This window comes from Planomonospora algeriensis (genome assembly GCF_977012225.1).
Genome location: NZ_CDRNDK010000678.1, coordinates 1 through 2,583, shown reverse-complemented (window position 1 = coordinate 2,583; position 2,583 = coordinate 1). Strand labels below are relative to the sequence as shown.

Sequence of the window (2,583 nt, the reverse complement as noted above, 5' to 3'; positions counted from 1 at the left end):
CCGTCCCGTCGACCGCGGCCGGCTGCGGCGGGAGGGCGCGGGCGAGCGCCTCCTGCACCTCGGCGGAGGAGAGGGGGCGGTGCGCGGAGGCGGTCAGCGGCTCCCCCAGGAAGGTGACCGCCGCCACCCCCGCCCCGGTCGCGAGGGCACCGGTGACCAGCCATCCGGCCATGACGAGAGGGAGCCGTCTGCGCATTCCCCCACCCTCCCATCCCCGCTCCGCCCGCGGCGCTAAGGCATGGTTAAGGGAGCGATAACGCGGTTCCGGCACCGCTCCGGCCCGGCTAACGTGGCGGCAAATGCCGAACGTGCTGCTCATCGAGGACGACGCCGCGATCCGCACCTCCCTCACCCGGGGGCTGCGGGATCGCGGCCACGCCGTGCTGTCCGCTCCCGCCGCCCTGGACGGCCTCCGCCTGGCCGTCGAGGAGCGTCCCGACCTCATCGTGCTCGACCTGGGCCTTCCCGACCTCGACGGCCTGGACCTGCTGCGCATGCTCCGCGCGGTCAGCCGCGTCCCGGTGATCGTCGCCACCGCCCGGGACGGTGACGCCGAGATGGTCAGGCTGCTGGACGCGGGCGCCGACGACTACGTGGTCAAGCCGTTCACCGCGACCCAGCTGGACGCCCGGATCCGGCCGTGCTCCGCAGGGCGGGCGAGAGCCGTACGGACGGCTCGGTGGCCGTCGGCGGGCTTCGGATGGACCCGCGCACCCGGGAGGCGACCCTGGACGCGCGCCGCTGGACCTCAGCCCCCGGGAGTTCGACCTGCTCCACTACCTGGCGGCCGGCCCGGCGAGGTGGTCACCAAGCGCGAGCTGCTCACCCACGTCTGGCAGGTCCCGTACGGCGGGGCGGACAAGACCGTGGACGTGCACCTGTCCTGGCTCCGCCGCAAGCTGGGCGAGACGTCCGCTGAGCCCCGCTACCTGCAGACCGTGCGCGGCGTGGGCGTACGGCTGGCCGCGCCGTCATGAGAACCCGCGCCGTCATGAGAACCCGCGCCGTCATGAGAACCCGCGCCGTCGCGGAAACCCACGCCGTCGCGAGAACCCACGCCGTCATGAGAACCCGCGCCGCCGTGAGGGCTGCCGCACTGGCCGTTCCGGGAAGCGGAACCGCCGTCGGAGCAGGGGTGGGGCGGCCGTGAGGCGCTGGCTGGCGCTGCTGGTGGCCGCGACCACCTCGCTCGTCCTCATCGCCCTGCTGGTCCCGCTCCTGCTGCTGGTGCGGACCGCCGCCGAGAGCGGCGCCGTGGCCCGGGCGAGCGGCGAGGCCGAGTCGGTGGCCGTCGCCGTCGGCACGGCGAGCACGGCCGGCACGGTGAACGCCGAGACCCTGCGCCTGACCGCGGAGCGGGCCGCGCACCCGGCCACCGTCTTCCTCGGTGACGGCCGCGTCCTCGGCGCCCCCGCGGAGAGGTCCGCCGCTGTCGAGCTGGCCGCCCGGGGCCGCAGCGTCACCGCCTCGGTGCCCGGAGGCCGGGAGATCCTGGTCGCGGTCCAGGGGGCGCCCGGCGGCACGGCGGTGGTCCGGGTCTTCCTCGGCGACGACGAACTGACCGGGGGCGTCGCCCGGGTGCAGGCGGGGCTGCTGGTTCTCGGGCTGGCGCTGGTCGGGCTGGGCATGCTGGTCGCCGACCGGCTGGCCCGCGCCATGACGCGGCCCGTCTCGTCGCTGGCGGGGGTGTCCCACCGGCTCGCCGCCGGTGATCTCGCCGCCCGGACCGTCCCCGGCGGTCCTCCCGAGGTCCGCGCGGTCGGCCTCGCGCTCAACCACCTCGCCGAGCGCATCACCGGGCTGCTGGCCGAGGAACGGGAGCACGCGGCCGACCTGTCCCACCGGCTCCGCACGCCGCTCACCGGGCTGCGGCTGGAGGCCGAGTCCCTCGCCGACCCGGACGAGGCGGCCAGGATCGAGGCCCGGGTGGACGCGCTGGAACGGGCGGTCACCGCGGTGATCGACGAGGCCCGGCGGCGGTCACGGGACCGTGCGGAGTGCGACGCGGTCGCGGTGGTCGGGGACCGGGTGGCGTTCTGGTCGGTGCTCGCCGAGGACCAGGGCCGCACCGTGGAGCTGGATCTGTGCCCCGGTCCGCTCACCGTCGCGGTCTCCCCCGGCGATCTGGCCGCCTGCGTGGACGCCCTGCTCGGCAACGTGTTCGCGCACACCGACGAGGGGACTCCCTTCGGCGTACGGCTGGTGCCGGCCCCGGGCGGCGCCCTGCTGACCGTCGATGACGCCGGGCCGGGGTTCGGCACGGCCGACCCCCTGGGCCGGGGCGAGAGCGGAGCGGGGTCGACCGGCCTGGGCCTGGACATCGCACGCCGTACCGCCGAGTCGTCGGGTGGCGCGCTCACCCTCGGCATCTCCCCCCCCGGGCGGTGCGCGCGTCACCCTGTTCCTGGCCGGAAGCGGACCCTTAGCCGGTTCTTAGCGCGGCCCTATCCGAGGCCGCGGAAGGCTGGAGTCATGAACAAGTCACACCTGATCGTCAGGATCGCACTCGCCGCCGCCGGGACCGCCGCTCTGCTGGGCGCCGGCGGAGGCACCGCCCTCGCCTCGGGCGCGGGCTCCGCCGCC

2 protein-coding genes and 1 pseudogene are annotated in these 2,583 nt (G+C 75.9%); 2 read left to right on the top strand and 1 reads right to left on the bottom strand.

Annotation, left to right across the window (positions count from 1 at the left end; all coding sequences use genetic code 11):
- On the bottom strand, window positions 1-196 hold a 196-nt coding region (locus tag ACWJ6R_RS34380; protein WP_449066211.1), incomplete at its 3' end, for a hypothetical protein.
- Window positions 197-299: 103 nt separating this feature from the next.
- On the opposite strand from ACWJ6R_RS34380, the pseudogene ACWJ6R_RS34375 reads away from it, so the two are divergent.
- Both ACWJ6R_RS34375 and ACWJ6R_RS34370 read left to right on the top strand, forming a co-directional pair.
- Window positions 300-977, top strand: a pseudogene (locus tag ACWJ6R_RS34375) (response regulator transcription factor).
- A 169-nt stretch (window positions 978-1,146) separates the two neighbouring features.
- The coding region (locus tag ACWJ6R_RS34370; protein ID WP_449066210.1) for a sensor histidine kinase at window positions 1,147-2,583 on the top strand (1,437 nt) is incomplete at its 3' end.